Source organism: Aromatoleum buckelii (assembly GCF_012910785.2).
GTDB classification, from domain to species: domain Bacteria; phylum Pseudomonadota; class Gammaproteobacteria; order Burkholderiales; family Rhodocyclaceae; genus Aromatoleum; species Aromatoleum buckelii.
In genome coordinates this window covers 797779-814124 of record NZ_WTVH02000009.1, presented here as the reverse complement: position 1 = coordinate 814124, position 16346 = coordinate 797779, and the positions used below count along the sequence as shown (strand labels likewise).

Sequence of the window (16346 nt, the reverse complement as noted above, 5' to 3'; positions counted from 1 at the left end):
TGCGCCGACGACCGCTGGCGGCGGACGGACCCTATAATACTTCATCGCATTCTTCGACTCCGGCTTAACGACATGAATACGAATAGTACGAATACGACCTGGACCGATTCGACCTGGACCGATTTTCTCATTGCGGAAGGCGCCACGATCGAAAGCGCCGGCATCCGCTTCGATGCCCCGGACGCCGGGCTTGCGCCGGCTGCCACTGTCGTCGTGCCGCTCGTCAATCTCGGCATCATCCGCAGCCGCGGTGAAGACTCCGCGCCGTTCCTGCACAACCTGTTCTCGAACGACGTCAAGAACCTCTCGGCCGCGGGCGCGCAGTGGACCAGCTTCAACTCGCCGAAAGGCAGGATGCTCGCCAGCATTTTGCTGTGGAAGGAAGCCGACGGTCACGCGCTCGTGATGTCCGCCGACCTCCAGCCGGCGCTGCTGAAGAAGCTGTCGATGTACGTGCTGCGCAGCAAGGTCAAGCTCGCCGATGACAGCGCCGAAACGGCGCTCGTCGGCGTCAGCGGCAGCGACGCGAGCCAGGTGCTTGCGCGCGCCGGGCTCGCCGTGCCGGCCGGCGCGATGACGCAGGCCGTAACGGAAAACACGCGCTGCATCCGACTCGACGACAACAACTTCCTCATCGCGCTTCCCGTCGCCGAAGCCCCGCAAGCATTTGGCGCGCTGCTCGCAGCGGGCGCCACGAAGGCCGGCACCGCAGCGTGGCAGCTCGCGATGGTCCGCGCCGGCGTGCCTCTGATCACCGTTCCGACGCAGGAAGAATTCGTCGCGCAGATGCTCAACTATGAAGTCATCGGCGGCGTCAGCTTCCAGAAAGGCTGTTACCCCGGCCAGGAGATCGTCGCGCGGACGCAGTACCTCGGGAAGCTCAAGAAGCGCATGTATCACGTCCGGATTGCCAATGGCGCCGAGCCGCTGCCGGGCGCCGATCTTTTCGCGCCGGAGTTCGGCGACCAGTCCGCAGGCAAGCTGGTCAACGTCGCACCTTCCCCGGAAGGCGGGTTCGAGGCGCTCGCGGTCATGCAGACCAGCTGCGCCGAGGCCGGCGACGTACATCTCGGCAGCCTCACCGGTCCGCGGCTTTCGTTTCTCGATCTTCCTTACGCCCTGCCCTGAATGATGGCCATCAGCGAAACCGGGCGCATCCATTACTTCATCTACTACCGCATTCGCGCCGGCGTCGACCGCGACGACGCGCATGCGAACGTGCGCGCGATGCAGGCCGCCGTTGCCGCCCGCACGATGGTCGCGGGCCGGCTGATGGAGCGTCGCGGCGACGATGCGACGTGGATGGAGATCTACGAATCCGTTGCCGATCCGGTCGCTTTCGAAGCGGCGCTCGGTGCGGAGACCGAAGCGCATCGGCTCGCCGACCTGATCGAACCCGGTTCGGCCAGGCACCTCGAACGTTTCGTCGAATGTGCCTGATCGTCGTCGGCTGGCAAGCTCACCCCGACTACACGCTCGTCGTGGCCGCGAACCGCGACGAGTTCCTCGCTCGTCCCGCCGTGCCCGCTCATTGGTGGACCGACGCGCCGGATCTGCTCGCCGGCCGGGATCTCGAAGGCGGCGGGACGTGGATGGGAGTCACGCGCGGCGGGCGCTTCGCAGCATTGACGAATTATCGTGACCCGACGCTGCACCGGCCCGGCGCGCCGTCGCGCGGCATTCTCGTGCGCGACTGCCTCACTGCCGCCGACAACGTCAATGCCAACACCCAGGCAACCCTTGGCCGCATTGCCGCGGTCAGCCCGGACTACGCGGCGTTCAACCTGCTCGTCAGCGACGGTGCGCGTCTGGGCATTCATGAAAGCACCACTGGCGCCGTGAGGCTCCTTGAGCCGGGCATCTACGGGTTGTCGAACCATGTCCTCGACACGCCGTGGCCGAAGGTCCGGCTCGCCCGCGAGCGCTTCGCCGCCGCCCTCGCCCGCCTGCCCGAAGACGAAGAGGATGCGTTCCTCCCGCTGTTGCGCGACGACGCTCCAGCGCCCGACAGCCATCTGCCGGAAACCGGCGTCAGCGCAGACTGGGAGCGTTGGCTGTCGCCTGCCTTCATCCGCGCGCCGGGTTACGGCACGCGCTGCTCCACCGTGATCACGGTACGGCGCGACGGCGACGTGAAGTTCGTCGAATGGACGTGGGATGACCAGGGCGAACTTGCAAGCGAGGTGCGGCACCGCTTTACCGCACGCACTCCCGTTGCACGCTGAGTCGCAGCAGACGCGCCGTGCCTGCCGCGTCGCCGCGTGCCGCCTGGCGGCCCTACTCGACGATCTCGACGGGGGTGCCGGCCGGGACGAGTTCGAACAGCTCGATGATGTCGCGGTTGCGCATGCGGATGCAGCCGTGCGAACGCGGCACGCCCATCGGCTCGTCGTCCGGCGTACCGTGAATGTAGATATAGCGGCGCATCGAATCGACGTTGCCGAGCCGATTGCGACCCGGCTCGCAACCGCACAGCCACAGGATGCGGGACAAAATCCAGTCGCGGCCGGGATGCTGGGCAGCGAAACCGGGCGACCAGATCTCGCCGGTGGGACGGCGTCCGCGAAATACCGCGCCTGCGGGCGCTTTGGCGCCGATCCTGGCCCGAATGCGGTGCAGGCCGCGCGGCGTGCAGCCGCTGTCCCGAACTTCGCCGGCACCCTTTTCGCCGGTCGATACCGGATAGCACCGGATGCAGGCGCCGTCCGGCCCGAACAGAAACAGCCGCTGCCCGGCAAGGCTGATCCGGATGTGCATGATCGTCACGCGATGAGGGTGCGCCCGCGCCGGGCAGCGAAGAACCCCGACAACAGGCGACCGCATTCGTCGGCGAGCACGCCGCCGGCGACTTCTGCGTGATGATTCAGCCGCCGCTCGGCAAAAAGATCGATGATGCTGCCGGCAACGCCCGTCTTCGGGTCGCGGGCGCCGAAGACGACGCGCGCCACCCGCGCATGCATGATCGCGCCGCTGCACATCGCGCACGGTTCGAGCGTGACGAACAGCTCGCAGCCGGGAAAGCGGTAGTTTCCGAGCCGTTCTCCCGCGTCGCGCAACGCCATCACTTCGGCGTGCGCAGTCGGATCGTGGCGCCCGATCGGCTGGTTGAAGCCGCGGCCGACGATCTCGCCGTCGAGCACGACGACCGCGCCGACCGGCACCTCGTCGCACGCCCCCGCCATTCGCGCCTGCTCCAGCGCCGCCCGCATGAAATCTTCGTCACTCATCGCACTCGTCTCCTCGCGCCGCAGTTTACTGGAGCGCGCACGTGCAGCGCCACGACAGCGCACGCCGGTGCGCGGGCAACGTTGAATAATCGCGGTGGGGACAATACGATGATGCGCTTTGCGTCCAGCTCCCCATCTACCCCCGTCCTACCCCCGTCCGGCAACAATCAGGCCGCCGTCATCGATGCCAGATAATTCCAGTGTCACCATGGACCAACTTCGGGTCGGGCTGTACGTCGTTCTCGATGTCAGCTGGTTCGAACATCCTTTTGCGTTCAGTCATTTCAAGATCAAGACCGAGGAGCAGATCAGGACCATCCGTAGCCTCGGGCTGAAGACTGTCCGCTACAACCCGTCCCTCAGCGACATCCAGCCGCCACTCCAAGGCACGCCGCAGCCAGACCCCGACGCAGCCGCCGCGGAGGCCAAGCCGGATCTGGTCCCCGCGCTCCAAGCCAAACGCGCCTTGATGGAGCGGATAAAAGCGCAGCGCGAAGCTGCCGCACGCATCGAGAGCGCCTTTATCAATTCAGCCAAGGCGATCCGCGACATCGAGAAAAACCTGCTCTCCCGGCCTGCCGAAACCGTGCACCAGGCGACGCAACTGGTGACGCAGATCGCCGAGTCGATACTTTGCGCGCCGGAACTGGCGATCCACGTGATGGGCGACAAGATGGGCGGCGAGGAGCTTTATTTTCATTCGTTGAACGTCACGATGCTGTCGATGATGGTCGCGCGCGACATCCGCCTGCCCCAGGCGGTCGTCGGCGTGCTGGGCATGGGCGCGTTGTTCCACGATATCGGCCGCAGGGAGATCCCGAACAGGATCCTGTTGAAAAACGAGCCGCTGACCCAGGCCGAACGGCATCTGTATGAAATGCATTGTCAATACGGCGTCGAAATTGGCCAACGGTTGCAGCTCGCCCCGGCGGTCCTGGCGATCATTCGGGAGCATCACGAGCTGTTCGACGGCACCGGCTACCCGAACAAACTCAAGGGCGAGGCGATCGGCCTGCTGTCGCGCATTGTCGCCATCGCCAACTATTACGACGAGTTGTGCAATCCCGTCGATATCACCGATGCGATGACGCCGCACGAGGCGCTGTCGGTGATGTTCGCCAAGCTGCGCAACAAGTTCGATCCGAAGCTGCTGCAGATATTCATCCGTTGCCTCGGCGTCTATCCGCCGGGAACGATTGTGCAGCTGTCCAACGGCGTCATCGCGATGGTCGCCACCGTCAATACCGCCGCGCCGATGAAGCCGATGATCGTGATCTACGACGCGAACATTCCGAAGGACGACGCGATCCTCGTCGATCTGGTACGCGAACCCGATCTGAACATCGCACGGGCCATCAGGCCTGCACAGGTACCGGGAGAGATCTACAACTACCTGAGTCCGCGCAAGCGGGTGAGCTATTACTTCGACGCCGGCAAGCCCGGGCAGGAAGCGGTCGCGACATGAACAGCCTTCCGCAGTTGATGCTCGATCACAGCCCGCACATGATGCTGCTCGTCGAACCGGTCCATCTCGGAATCGTCATGGCTAACCGCATCACCGCGCAGGCGCTCGGATATTCCGCCGACGAGCTGCTCGCGATGACCATCACCGACATCGAAAGCTCGCTGCAGGACGTCTTCTACTGGGAAGACGTGCGCAACGGCCAGTATCGCGAGATCGAGAGCCATGAAGGGCTCTATCACTGTGCCGATGCGTCGATGCTGAACGTCGTTAAGTCCGTCCGGGTCGTCGACCACGGCGGCGCGCCCCTGCTGCTGGTGCAGGCAAGGGACGTTCAGAACGAGCGCAAGGTCGAGGACGCGCTGGAGCAGACCCTGTCGCAGCTCCGGGCGACGCTCGAATCGACCGGCAACGGAATCCTCGTGATCGACGGGCACGGCCGCATCTCGAGCATGAACCGGCTGTTCAGCACGATGTGGCACATCCCCGACGACCTGCTGCTCGAGCGCAACGACGCGGCGATCATCGAATTCATGGCGGAGCACGTCGTCGAGTCGGAAAGCTGTCGCGCGCGCCTGCAGGCGATCGTCGACAGCAGCGAAACCGAGGATCTCCTGCGGCTCGGAGACGGCCGCGTTTTCGAATGCAAGTCGCGCCCGCAGTATCTTGGCGAGCGCATCGTCGGGCGTGTGTTCGGCTACAACGACATCACCCAGCGCACGCATGCCGAAGAGGCGCTGCGCGACTCGCGCGACAGGCTGGAAGAACGCGTGCGGGAGCGGACCGCGGAACTGGAAACCGCGAACGCGACGCTGCTGGCCGAGAAGATGCGCCAGGAGGTGCTGATCAGGAAGCTCGAAGAAGCGCAAAACCAGCTGCTGCAGTCGGAAAAGATGGCTTCCATCGGCCAGCTCGCCGCTGGGGTCGCGCACGAGATCAACAATCCGATCGCGTTCGTCAACTCCAATCTCGGCACCTTGCAGAGATACACGAACGACATGCTGAAGCTGCTGGCGGCCTACGAGCAGCTCGAAGAAACGCTCGCTGCGGACAAGCTCCGGGATCTCGACGAGTTGAAGAAGGAAGTGGACGCCGCTTACCTGAGCGAGGACATCGCCAGCCTGCTGAGCGAGTCCCTCGACGGACTGCAGCGGGTGAAACGCATCGTGCAGGACCTGAAGGATTTCTCCCACGTCGACCGCTCGGAGCGCGAGTGGGCAAACCTCGAGACCGGGCTCGAGAGCACGCTGAACGTGGTGTGGAACGAACTCAAGTACAAGGCCGAGGTCGTCAAGGAATACGGCAATCCTCCACAGATCGAATGCTTCCCGTCGCAAATCAACCAGGTATTCATGAACCTGCTGATCAACGCAGCGCACGCGATCGACAATCGCGGCCGGATCACACTGCGCACCGGGCACGACGCACACAACGTCTGGGTGGAAGTGAAAGACACCGGCAAAGGCATCAAGCCGGAGCACGTCGGGCGGATCTTCGAACCCTTTTTCACGACCAAGGCAGTCGGCAAAGGCACCGGGCTCGGCCTGTCGCTTTCATACGGAATCGTACATAAGCATGGCGGACGCATCGAAGTCCGCAGCGAAGTCGGCACCGGATCGACTTTCAGGGTCGTGCTGCCACGCAACACGGGAGCCGGCCACCCGGCTCACGAGTAGCGAAAGAGCGGAAACCGCGGAATTTCTTCGGGGCTCCGGGGTTGGCACGGAGGATTCGGGAGGGGTGGGGCGGGCCCGACCCACCTCCTCCTGCAGAGGGGCAACGGCGCTGTGCTGCCGCATTCGGCAGCGCAGCGCCGCTCGCCTCAATGCTTAACGCCTTACGCCGCAGCCAGCGCCTTGGCGAGTTTCGCCTTCAGCCGCTGGGCGGTCTTCTCGGCGCCAACGACGAAGCGGCTGTGCTTGCCGCGGGCGACTTCCTCGAGCGCGTCGCGCGCGGTGAATTCGAACGTCACGGCCGGACCATTGACTTCGGTCACCGTCACGGTGATCTCGATCCACATGCCGAGCAGGGTCGCACCGACGTGGTCGAGTTCGACGCGCGTGCCGACCGAGTCCTTGCCGGCTTCGATGTTTTCGAGCAGCAGGTCACGGCAGACGACTTCGATGTCGTACAGCAGGCTCGGCGTCGAGTAGACGCGGCAATCGTCGCCCATGAATCCGATCGTGCGACCGGCATCGATGTCGTAACGCCGCGTCGAGGTCAGGCCGGGTTTCAGGGTCTCGCTCATTTGATTTCCTCCAGTTGTTCCATGTTTTCGAAAGGCAGCCGCCCGGATGGAAGGCTGCCGCTTTTTCAACCAAGTCTATTGATTGCGGTTCTTGATCGCGTCCGCGTTGAGGCGGGCCTCGACGTAGCGGACCAGCGCCCGGGTGCCGCGCCCGCAGTTGCGGAACACGCACACGCCCTGGTCCATCAGGCGGCCGGCCATCGCGTCGTAGAGGACGCCGCCGTCGACGATGCCGATCACCGGCTTGTCGTTGCGTTCGACCAGCGGGGGCATCAGGTGCACCGTGCCTTTCGGGTCCGACAAATCGAAGCCGGGCCGCAGCTTGCTCGATTCGAGGGCGCGGATCGACGGCGCGGTCGGGTCGAGGCCGACGACGACCGCGTCGATGTTCGGGTCGTCGAGGAAGGCTTGCGTGATCAGCAGGTGCGCTTCGTCGTCCGCCCCCGGATTGATGTCGATCGGATTGCGCACTTCGACCAGCGCGTCGAGCCGCTTCGCCGCGAGGATCTCCCCGACGCGCTTGACGGTCGCCTCCTCGAGCGCGCCCATCTCCAGCGCGAAAGTCTCGGAGATGATCGAATCGGCCATGCCGACAGCCTCGAAACCGGCGCCGCTGATCGCCCCGATGCGTTTGCCGACCTTCTTGTGATGCAGCGCGCCGGCGATGTAGAAAAGATCGTCGAACGTATTGAAGTCCTCGGCAACGATTGCGCCGGCCTGGCGCAGCACCGACTCGAACAGCACCGGGTCGCCGGCGATCGAAGCCGTATGGCCCATGACGCCGCCCGCGCCCGCTTCGGTGCGGCCGGACTTGTAGACGACGACCTGCTTGCCGTTTTCGACTGCGCGGCGCACTGCCTTGGCGAAATCGAGTCCGTCGCCGTCCTTGAAGCCTTCGATGTAGACGCCGATCGTCTCGATATCCGGTCGTTCGGCAAAGAAACCGAGCATGTCGCCGTGCGTCAGATCGGTCTGGTTGCCCAGCGCGAGCATGTAGCGCGGGTCGAGCCACGGGTTCTGCGACAGCCGCGTGATCATGAACGCGCCGCTCTGGCTCAGCATCACCGAGTTGCGTTCGGGCTTCTTCTGCGGCTTGGGCAGGCGCTCGAGCGGGATGAACCAGGAATCGTAGCCGCCCGGATGCGACACCACGCCGAGGCAGTTCGCGCCGAGGAACACCGGCCCGCCGTCGGGTCTGCCGTGTGCTGCGTTGATGCGCGCGGCGAGCGCCGCTGCCGGCTCCCGGCTCTTCGCCGTCTCGCCGAGGCTGCCGGGAATCAGCATCACCGATTCGACCGCGTCGGTTTCGATGATCTCGTCGACGAGGCCGTACACCGCGTCGGCGGCGACCGCGACGATCAGGAGGTCGAGTTTGTGGTCGAGCGCCTTGAGGCCCTCGACGCAGCGCACGCCGTCGATCTCGGTCTCGCCGGGACGCAGGATCGTCAGCTTTTCCTTCGGATAGCCGCTGCCCATAAGGTTCTTCAGGATGATGCGGCCGAAGTTCATGCTCGTCGCCGACACGCCGATGATGCCGATCGATTGGGGATGGATCAGCTTGTCGATCTTGTGCACCGGGCGCGGCAGGCGACCCGCGACCGGGGCGCCGAACTCGAAGCGGGCGCTGCCGACGGTCGGCTTCTTGTTGAACTGCACCGAGTCGAGTTCGAGCGTGCGCAGCACGTACGGCGCTTGCGGGTTGGCCGCGGAATACTCGCGAGCGAGGCCGAGCATCAGGCCGAAGCAGAATTCGAGCACCTGGTCCGGCGGACGACGTCCGTCACGCTGCGCGAGCGCTGCCATCTTGCGGTACGCGAGGGTGCGCCGGAACAGGTCGAGAAAGCCGGCGGCGTCGGTCAGTTCGACCGAGGCCGAAACGCTCGCGCGGTCCTTGCGGAAATTGTCGCGGTCGAGCTGCGCATCGATGCCGCCCTGCCCTGCGGTGATGACGATGCCGAACTCGCGCGTGTTGTTCAGTTCGATGCGAAGATCGACGCCGCCCGGCGTTCCCTCCGCCAGCGCGGCGCCGAAGCTCGCGACGAACTTCTCGAGTTCCGCGGCATTCAGCGCGTCGCGCCCTTCCGACGCTGCCTGCTTGAACAGCTCTCCGGCCACGGCGTTCACCGCTGCGCCCGGATTGAATGTCGACCGATCGTTCACTGTGCTGTCTCCGTTATCGCCCCGCGGATTGCCGCGCGGCTTTTGTTGGAATTCCCTGGTGCTATCGGTGCCGTATCACACACTCGCCTTCGGCCGCTTGTCTATGACGCGCTTTGCCTTGCCGACCTGCGTGCGCTCGATGCTGCCCGTCTCGAGCACGTGGACATCGGCCGACACGCCGACGGCGCTCTTGATCTCGTGGCGGAGCTCGGTCGCAATCGCGGCGCGCTGGCTCGCACTGAGCACCTCCGACAGGTCGTGGCGCACTTCGGCGAGCACCGTCATTTCGTCCATGTGGTGTTCACGGGTGATCTGAAGCTGGTAATGGCCGCACAGGCATTCATGCTTGAGCAGGATTTCCTCGATCTGCGTCGGGAAGACGTTCACGCCGCGGATGATCAGCATGTCGTCGCTGCGGCCGGTGATCTTGCCGATGCGACGCATCGGCCGCGCGGTCCCCGGCAGCAGCACGGTAAGGTCGCGCGTGCGGTAGCGGATGATCGGCAGCGCTTCCTTCGTCAGCGACGTGAACACGAGCTCGCCCGGTTCGCCGTCGGGCAGCACTTCGCCGGTCTGGGGATCGATGATTTCGGGATAGAAATGGTCTTCCCAGATATGCGGACCGTCCTTCGTCTCGACGCATTCGCACGCAACACCCGGGCCGATGACTTCGGACAGCCCGTAGATGTCGATCGCGTCAATGCCGAGGCGCGTCTCGATCTCGCGGCGCATCTCGTTGGTCCAGGGTTCGGCGCCGAACACGCCGAGGCGCAGCGACGTCGAAGTCGGGTCGATGCCCTGGCGCTGCAGCTCGTCGGCGATCGTCAGCATGTACGACGGCGTCGCGAGGATGATCGTCGGGCCGAATTCGCGGATCAGCTGCACCTGCTTCTCAGTGTTGCCACCGCCCATCGGGATCACCGCGGCGCCGAGGTTCTCGCCGCCGTAATGCGCCCCGAGGCCGCCGGTGAACAGTCCGTAGCCGTAGGAATTGAGGATGATGTCGTTGCGCGTGCCGCCGGCGGCGCGCAGCGAGCGCCCCATGACGCCCGCCCACATCGCGATGTCGTTCTTCGTGTAGCCGACGACGGTCGGCAGACCGGTCGTGCCGGACGAGGCATGCACGCGCACGATCTCGCTCATCGGCACCGCGAACATCCCGTAAGGGTAGTTCTCGCGCAGTTCCTTCTTGCTCGTGAAGGGGAAACGGGCGAGGTCGGACAATTGCTTCAGGTCGGACGGATGCACGCCGGCGGCGTCGAACGCGGCGCGGTAGTGCGGCACGTTGTCGTAGGCGTGCTGCAACGACCATTTCATCCGTTCGAGCTGCAGCGCGGCCAGTTCCTCGCGGCTCGCAGTCTCGATCGGTTCCAGTTCATCACCTGCCGGGGCGCGCCCCGACTCCCAGTCTTGTCTAGCCGCCATGGGCCTGCTCCGAAAAACGTTGGATGAATTTTGAATTTTCCACGACCTTCCCCTGGATGTGCTCGATCTGCTCCGGGCTCAGGTGACGGAATCGTCCCATGGCCTTGAGGTAGTCGGTGACCGGCAGGGGGTCGTCGACGGAGCGACTGAACCTGAGGCCTTCGCTCGGCGTGAATTCCCACAGCATGACGAAGTTGGTCTCGACGGCTTTCCTCGCGACTTCCATGTTCTGGTCGGACGGAAAGCGCCAGCCGGTCGTGCAGGGAGAATAGACATGCACGTAGGCGAAACCGGTTTTCGACGCTTCGATCGCGCGATCGAGCTTCGCGTAGAGATCTTCCATGTACGCCGTCGACGCGGTCGCGACGTACGCGCAGCGGTGATTCACCATCAAGAGCGGCAGGTTCTTCGCGTCCTGCGTCTTGCCCTGCGCGGGCTGGCCGGCGCTGCAGCCGGCGCCGATCGGCGTCGTCGAAGTCCAGGCGCCGTACGGCGTGCAGCTCGAGCGCTGCATGCCGGTGTTCATGTAGCCTTCGTTGTCGACGACCATGAAGAGCATCTGCTCGCCGCGCTCGGCGGCTCCCGACAGCGACTGGAAGCCGACGTCGGACGCCCCGCCGTCACCGGCGATCGCCAAGGCGGTCACGTCGCGCCCCATCCTCTTGAACTGGCGCTTGACGCCCGCGAGCATCGCCGCGGTGTTCGTCAAGAGCGGATGGAAGACCGGGACTTTCGTGCCGGTCGTGCCGTTGAAGCCGACCGAGCCCATCCCCGGCACGCACCCGGGCGGAGTCGCGAGCACGGTGTCGGGGCCGACGCGGCGCAGCGTGTGGCGCATCAGGAGTTCCGTGTTGCAGCCTTGGCAGCCCGCAAGCCCCGGCGCGAAGAGGTCTTCCCAGTCGCCGACTTCGTTGTAGATGTTCGCCGTCGTCACATAGGTCAGCGCGCCCTTGCTGCACACCGGCACGCACGCCGGCTTGCCATCGCAAGTGTCGCACTTCGACACGTGGCCGCTGACTTCGTCGAGCGCGATGCCGCCGTACGCACAGCCGACCGTGCACAACAGGCAGTCGACACATTTCGAAGCGTCCCAGCCGATCACGCCCGATGCGCCGTCCTTGGCCAAGGCGCCTGCCGGACACACGGTGACGCATTTCGGATCGGCGCACTGGCGGCACAGCGCCAGCTCGAACGCTTTTTCAGTGGCGTCCTCAATTGCGTCCCTGATTGCGTCCTGAGTTGCGTTACCTCGGCCGACGATCTGGATGCGCGAGCGCGCCCAATCATCGGTGCCGGTCTTGGCCTGCGCGCAGGCCGTCATGCAATCGCCGCAGCCGTCGCACTTGGCGGGGTCGAAGGCGATCGTGCTGTAAGCTCGTCCCATATCTGCTCCTTGATCGGGCGCTTCTAGCGCCACGTCCTCGACATCAGCTCACGGCCGACTTTGAGCGGGTCGGCGACCAGGCGCTCCTTGTCTGCCGTGAGGTCCATGCGCCGCACAATCAGCTGGCACATGATGCCGCCGTCGAAGAATTCATTGACGCCGAAGATGCCGGCGAGGCGCCCGTCGCGGAAGATCGCCTTCAGGTAACGCCCGGTTTTTTCATCGAAGCGGGTCAGGACCTCACTGCCTTCGGGCGCCTCGCTCGAACCGACCGAGATCGCATGCCGGCCGAAGAAGTGGTAGGTGTTGAGCGGCACGCCGCCCGGGTAAGGCTTGATGCCGGCATCGCCCGCCATCGCCATGCCGGCCAGACGTCCCTGCTCGGTCGCCGAAGGCAGGATGGCGTTGACACGCGGCGTCGGCGAGAAGAAATGCTTCGCCTGCGCGCAGTCGCCCGCCGCCCAGACGTTGGCGACGCTCGTGCGCATCGTGTCGTCGACGAGGATGCCGTGGTCGAACGCGACGCCGCTGCCGTTCAGGTACTCGAGGTTCGGCTTGACGCCGGTCGCGACGAGCAGGAGATCGGCTTCGAGCGTCGTGCCGTTGGCGAGCGTCAGGCGCGCGCCAACGGGTGACGGCTCGAGGCGCACAACGCGGCTGCCGGTGAGGATCTTCGCGCCGTTGTCGGTGAAAGCTTGCTCGATCATCTGCGCAGCGACTTTGTCGAAGTAGCCCGCGGTGAGCTGGTCGCTCATCTCGACGATAGTCACGCTCGCGCCGGCCTTGACGAGGTTTTCGGCCGCGTGCATGCCGACGAGCCCTGCGCCGAGCACCACTGCCTGGCGCGATTGCGCGATCGCGTCGCGCAGCCCGAGTGCGTCGTCGAGCGTCCGGAGCACGTGGTAGGACACGGTGTCGATGCCCGGGATCGGCGGGATCGCGGGGGAGGTGCCGGTCGCGAGCAAGAGCTTGTCGTAGCCGAGCCGCGTGCCGTCGGCAAGTTCCGCGGTGTTCGAGTCCGCGTGCAGCGCGGCGAGCCCGGCGCCCGGCCGGTAGCTCACTGCGTTGCGCGCGAAGAAGTCGTCGTCGCGCAGGAATACCCGCTCGGGCGCGGATTTTCCGGACACGACATAGGGCAGCACGGTCGGCGAATACGGCAGGTGCGCGTCGCGCGTCACCACCGTCAGTGTGCCGGTCGCGTCATGCATGCGGATCGCGCTGATCGCCTCGAGCGCCGCGTGGCTGCTGCCGACGATCAGGTATTGGGTCTGTTCCATCGCTGGTTCCATGGTTCTGCCGCCCTCAGTCATTCTCGTTGAGCCACACCGGCTCGGTGGGCGCCGGCCCATCGAGCAGCCGCTCGGTGGCGTCGATGACGCGGTGAAAGTGTGGAATCGTGATGTCCGCGCCTGCCAGGCCGCCGATGAAGCTCATCGCCGGCAGCACCGTGCCCGATTCCCGCGCGAGGCGGTACAGCACGCCGAGCACTTCCTGGTACATCGGCCCACAGTTCCAGCGGAACCCGACCGAGCGGTCGACGACGCCGAGCGCGCGCACTTTCGACAGCGCACGCATCAGCGCCTCGACCGGGAACGGGCTGAACGTCTTGATCTTGATGAGGCCGACTTTCTTGCCGGCTTCACGCGCCTCGTCGACCGCGTCCTTTGCCGCCCCCGTCATGCTGCCGAGCGTCATGATCGCGAAGTCGGCGTCGTCCAAGCGGTACTCCTCTACGAGCGGCGCGTAGCTGCGCCCGAAGCGCTCCGCCCACTCGGCATGCACCGCTTCGATCACGCCCAGCGCGTTCTGCATGCCGCGGCACTGGCTCTTGCGATAGCGCACGAACGTCGCCGGCCCCTTGCCGCCCGCGCCTCCGGTGAGCGGATCGACCGCCATCGGCTTGAGCGGGTCGAGCGCGACGTGCCAGTTGACGTCCTTCGTCCCCATGAACGCATCGACGTCCGACTGGTCGGGCAGCTCGATGCGCGCCGTGCCGTACGACAGGTAATTGCCGTCGAGGCAGATATTCACCGGCAGCATCACGTCGTGGTCTTCAGCGATCCTGAACGCCATGACTGTCGTGTCGAGCACTTCCTGCACCGTCTCGCAGTAGATCTGCACCCAGCCGACTTCGCGCACCGTCATCGCGTCCTGGTGCCCGCCCCACACGCACTGCGGCGTGATGCCGTCGCGCGTGACGATCGACATCACGATCGGCAGGCGCATGCCCGACGTGCGGAAATACGGCTCGAACATGAACGCGAGGCCCGGCCCGCAGGTCGCCGTGTAGGTGCGCGCACCGGCCAGAGCGCCGCCCTGCAGCACCGACAGCACCGAGTGTTCGCCCTCGGCGTCGACGATGTCGGCGTCCATCTTGCCGTCGGCGATGAGGCTGGCGACGTGCTCGACGAGCGAGGACTGCGGCGTGATCGGATACACCGCGACCATGTCGGGGCGCGCGAGCGCGACGGCCAGCGCGGCCGCTTCGTTGCCTTCGCACAGCATCACTTTCTGCTTCTTCGGCGCGCTGACGGCGGGTTTTTCGAGCGTGGTGGTGCTCATGTTCACTGGGCCTCCCCGATCATCGTGATCGCGCGCTGCGGGCACTCGGTCGCACAGATGCCGCAGCCTTTACAGGTGTTGAGGTTGAAGTCGAACCACGCGGCGTGCTCCTCGACGCACTGCACCGGGCAGTACAGCCAGCACACCGCGCATTTGACGCATTTGTCGCGGTCGACGACCGGGCGCTGACTTCTCCAGTCGCCAGGCAGCATCGGGCTGATGTCGGTCGCGACCGGGCACAGGTCGTCGGGGACGTTGGCCTGCTCGAGGTTGAACAGCGGATAGCTTTGATGCCGGCTCATGCGGCGACCCTCCTTTCGATCTGGTGGACGGTCGTCTCGGCGTAGCCGCGCTCGAGCGCCGTCATATTCTGCGCGAGCCCGGCGTCGCGAAAGTCCGAGTGCTCAAGCGCGCGCTTCAAGGCGTCGAGCGACACCACGCCCGTCGTCTTCGCGAACGCGCCGAGCATCAAGGTGTTGGTGATCGGGCGGCGGAAGACCTCGAGAGCGATTTTCACCGCGTCACACAGTCCGACGCGCCCGACCGTGTCGGGCAGCACGAGCTCCGCGAGCGGCTTGTGCGTCGCCTGAATGAGCGTGCCGCCCGGCTTCAGGCCGGCGAAGATATCGACCGAGCGGGTCAGCGTCGGATCGACGCAGATCAGGCAGTCGGGGTTGTAGATATTGGTGAGCTGGCGGATCGGACGCTCACTCGCGCGCAGGAACGACACGACTGGCGCGCCGCGCCGCTCGAAGCCGAACGACGGGATCGATACCGCATATTTGCCTTCCTCGACCAGCGCCGCGGCCAGAATGCCCGACGCCAGCACCGAACCCTGGCCGCCCCGGCCATGGAATCGCACCTCGTACATCTTGTCTCCTCCTGCTGCTCGCGGAACCCGGCTCGCTGGCCCGGTCCCTGTCGTTTGCTTCGGTTGGCGGGGGGTCAGCCCCCGGCCGTTCAGCTGGCGCCGCCCCAGCCCGGTTTCACCGCGGCGCCGGCCGGACCGCGCCCGCGCACCGGGAGGTGCGGCAGCGCGAAGCCCTGCGTGAAGGCGGCGCGGCGCACCAGCGTGTATTTGACGAGCCACCCGCCGCCGACCGCGATCAGTCCGGCCGGAATCAGCGCGAGGCCCGCCAGCGGCGCGCCGAGCGCCGCAACCAGCAGCAATGCCGCTGGCAGCAGGTTGCCGAACTTCAGGAACTGCCCATCGACCGCCGCCAGCGCACGCAGGCTACCTTCCGGCGCCCCGTCGGCACGCAGGCCGGCGAGATAACTGCGCCACAGCAGGACGCGAATCAGCAGCAGCCCGAGCGTCACGGCGGCGACTGCGATCTGGCCCGCCGCGCTCGTCATCACGAACGGCGCTGCCACCGCGACCAGCGCCGCGCCTTCAGCGAAACCGGTCGCGACCAGCATCGGCCGGCAGCGCGCGTGGCGCCACGCCGGGATCCCCTTGTCGGCGGACAGAATCCGCGCCTGGGCATAGACGAAAGCGGCGCCGAACACGCCCGTCAGCAGCACGAAAATGCTATGGCCGGTGAGCAGCGCGAGTGCGCCACAGACAAACACCAGCGGCGCCACCGCCGCTTCGCGCGTCATCCACGACGTGGCCAGATGTCGATAGACGTTCAACGCCCGCCATGGCTTGCCGATCTCGAACCACACGCAGGTCAGCCCCGCGCCGATCAGCGCCATCCCGCCGAGCAGCAGGGCGCGAACGTCGATGCCCGCAAGGCTCGCCAGGGCGGCGAAGAACAGCAGCCCGCCGCCCGCTCCGCCTGCTATGAAGTTCGACGCCGCGCGCCAGTCCCAGTTGTGCTGCTGGCGCGGCCCGATCCGGTCGCCCGCCTTCAAGGTCTTCGCTTTCATCGCGGC

16 protein-coding genes are annotated in these 16346 nt (G+C 65.8%); 5 read left to right on the top strand and 11 right to left on the bottom strand.

The window, feature by feature from the left end:
- Positions 1-72: 72 nt before the first annotated feature.
- From ygfZ to GO608_RS09965, 3 genes are read left to right on the top strand one after another with little or no spacing between them, the layout of a single operon-like run.
- Positions 73-1128, top strand: coding sequence for a CAF17-like 4Fe-4S cluster assembly/insertion protein YgfZ (gene ygfZ / locus GO608_RS09975; RefSeq protein ID WP_169199528.1), 1056 nt, complete (start codon positions 73-75; stop codon positions 1126-1128).
- Positions 1129-1440 (top strand): DUF4936 family protein, encoded by a 312-nt coding sequence (locus tag GO608_RS09970; protein ID WP_343316825.1) that lies wholly within the window; start codon positions 1129-1131, stop codon positions 1438-1440.
- The gene (locus GO608_RS09965; protein ID WP_169199529.1) at positions 1431-2225 is read left to right on the top strand and encodes an NRDE family protein; all 795 of its coding nucleotides are present in this window, start codon (positions 1431-1433) and stop codon (positions 2223-2225) included. Before GO608_RS09970 ends, GO608_RS09965 begins: the two co-directional genes overlap by 10 nt.
- Before the next feature lie 52 nt (positions 2226-2277).
- Here the strand turns inward: GO608_RS09965 and GO608_RS09960 are convergent, their stop codons facing one another.
- Positions 2278-2757 carry a L,D-transpeptidase gene (locus GO608_RS09960; RefSeq protein ID WP_169199530.1) on the bottom strand — a complete coding sequence of 160 codons (480 nt, stop codon included), beginning with the start codon at positions 2755-2757 and terminating at the stop codon, positions 2278-2280.
- Positions 2758-2762: 5 nt separating this feature from the next.
- A complete protein-coding gene (tadA, locus tag GO608_RS09955; RefSeq protein ID WP_169199531.1) occupies positions 2763-3227 on the bottom strand; it encodes a tRNA adenosine(34) deaminase TadA in 465 nt (154 codons plus the stop codon).
- Between the two features lie 208 nt (positions 3228-3435).
- On the opposite strand from tadA, the gene GO608_RS09950 reads away from it, so the two are divergent.
- Entirely contained in the window at positions 3436-4692 is a 1257-nt protein-coding gene (locus tag GO608_RS09950; RefSeq protein WP_247002991.1) for a cyclic di-GMP phosphodiesterase, read from the top strand.
- Complete coding sequence (locus GO608_RS09945) at positions 4689-6365, top strand: ATP-binding protein (RefSeq protein WP_169199533.1); 1677 nt, start codon at positions 4689-4691, stop codon at positions 6363-6365. Before GO608_RS09950 ends, GO608_RS09945 begins: the two co-directional genes overlap by 4 nt.
- A gap of 161 nt (positions 6366-6526) precedes the next feature.
- Here GO608_RS09945 and GO608_RS09940 read toward each other — a convergent pair whose 3' ends face one another.
- From GO608_RS09940 to GO608_RS09900, 9 genes are all read right to left on the bottom strand, one after another.
- Entirely contained in the window at positions 6527-6937 is a 411-nt protein-coding gene (locus GO608_RS09940; protein ID WP_169200407.1) for a thioesterase family protein, read from the bottom strand.
- A 75-nt stretch (positions 6938-7012) separates the two neighbouring features.
- Positions 7013-9097 (bottom strand): CoA-binding protein, encoded by a 2085-nt coding sequence (locus tag GO608_RS09935; RefSeq protein WP_169200408.1) that lies wholly within the window; start codon positions 9095-9097, stop codon positions 7013-7015.
- Between the two features lie 75 nt (positions 9098-9172).
- Complete coding sequence (gene paaK / locus GO608_RS09930) at positions 9173-10522, bottom strand: phenylacetate--CoA ligase PaaK (protein ID WP_169200409.1); 1350 nt, start codon at positions 10520-10522, stop codon at positions 9173-9175.
- On the bottom strand, positions 10512-11906 hold the full coding sequence (gene padI / locus GO608_RS09925) for an NADH-dependent phenylglyoxylate dehydrogenase subunit beta (RefSeq protein WP_169200410.1): 1395 nt from the start codon (positions 11904-11906) through the stop codon (positions 10512-10514). Before padI ends, paaK begins: the two co-directional genes overlap by 11 nt.
- 23 nt (positions 11907-11929) lie before the next feature.
- Positions 11930-13183: an NADH-dependent phenylglyoxylate dehydrogenase subunit epsilon gene (padH, locus tag GO608_RS09920; RefSeq protein WP_169200411.1), complete on the bottom strand. Its 1254-nt coding sequence runs from the start codon at positions 13181-13183 to the stop codon at positions 11930-11932.
- A gap of 25 nt (positions 13184-13208) precedes the next feature.
- Positions 13209-14468: an NADH-dependent phenylglyoxylate dehydrogenase subunit alpha gene (gene padG / locus GO608_RS09915; RefSeq protein WP_169200412.1), complete on the bottom strand. Its 1260-nt coding sequence runs from the start codon at positions 14466-14468 to the stop codon at positions 13209-13211.
- 2 nt (positions 14469-14470) lie between these two features.
- Positions 14471-14770 (bottom strand): NADH-dependent phenylglyoxylate dehydrogenase subunit delta, encoded by a 300-nt coding sequence (gene padF, locus GO608_RS09910; protein ID WP_053422052.1) that lies wholly within the window; start codon positions 14768-14770, stop codon positions 14471-14473.
- Positions 14767-15339: an NADH-dependent phenylglyoxylate dehydrogenase subunit gamma gene (padE, locus tag GO608_RS09905; RefSeq protein WP_169200413.1), complete on the bottom strand. Its 573-nt coding sequence runs from the start codon at positions 15337-15339 to the stop codon at positions 14767-14769. Before padE ends, padF begins: the two co-directional genes overlap by 4 nt.
- 89 nt (positions 15340-15428) lie before the next feature.
- Positions 15429-16340: a DmsC/YnfH family molybdoenzyme membrane anchor subunit gene (locus GO608_RS09900; protein WP_169200414.1), complete on the bottom strand. Its 912-nt coding sequence runs from the start codon at positions 16338-16340 to the stop codon at positions 15429-15431.
- Positions 16341-16346 lie beyond the last annotated feature (6 nt).